Annotated in this window: 1 protein-coding gene; it reads right to left on the reverse strand. The window is 40.8% G+C overall.

Annotation, left to right across the window (positions count from 1 at the left end; translation table 11 throughout):
- On the reverse strand, window positions 1–973 hold a 973-nt coding region (locus AC1DPZ_RS27815; protein ID WP_477409633.1), incomplete at its 3' end, for a PAS domain-containing protein.
- Between the last annotated feature and the right edge of the window lie 84 nt (window positions 974–1,057).

Consider the following 1,057-nt stretch of genomic DNA (forward strand, 5'->3'; position numbering starts at 1 on the left):
GGGTTAAGGCTGCCAGGTTAATCGCCTCTAAAACCAGTTTGTATTTACTTTCCGACTGGCGATAATCCAACTCCGCCTGCTTGCGCTCGGTTATATCCTGCAAGGTGCCAATAAATTTACGTATGCTGCCATCATCGCGCCTCATTTGCTTGCCTATAATAATGCTCAGGTATTTTATATTTCCGTTTGGTGTAATAATGCGGTACTCGCGCGAAATATTTATTAAGTTTTCCGGATCTTTTAACAGGCGCTTTAATATATGCCTGTCATTAGGATGTACATGCTTTAACACCAGCTTAACCAAATTTTGCTCATGATTTGTATCAGCCTCAATTTCGTAGATGATATTTAGTTCATCAGACCATGTAAGCTCATTATTGGTTAAATTCCATTTCCAGTTACCTATTTTGGCAATGGTTTGTGCTTCCATTAGCTCTACCTGGCTAATTTTTACCGCTTTTTCGGCTAGCTTAGTTTCGGTAACATCCTGTAATACACCAAAAATGCGTTTGTGATTGCCGTCGTCATCCCGTAAAAGCCCACCACGGGTGATCTTGATATATTTTAAATTACCCTTTGGGGTAATAAATTTATGCTCAAGCTTGGGGGTTGTAATGGTATGTACGCTTGATAAATAAGCTTCGACGGTTCCCCGGTCATCAGGGTGTATAAGGCTGATGTAGTAATGAAATCTGCTGGAATTTGCAGGGATACTGTCAATCTCGAGTAAAGTATACAAATTGTCAGACCAATAGGTTTCATTAGTGCCGGGTTCATACCACCAGTTGCCTGTTTTTGAAATGGCCTGGGCCTCCAGTAAAAGCGCCTCATTAGCCTTTAAGGCGTCGGCATATTTTTTTTGCCCGGATATATCTGTAATTGCTATAGAAATGCGCTTCATGTACGCGTTATTACGATCAAATAACGGCGTGACCCGGGCAATAAACCATCGTTCGGCATCGTAATCAGACATGTATTCAAAATATGTTGACAGGCGATTACCTATTACATAGTCGAGCGCTACATTATATTTTTTTGGATTTTCGTCTCCTTATAC

This window comes from Mucilaginibacter sp. P4_G9, assembly GCF_056400985.1.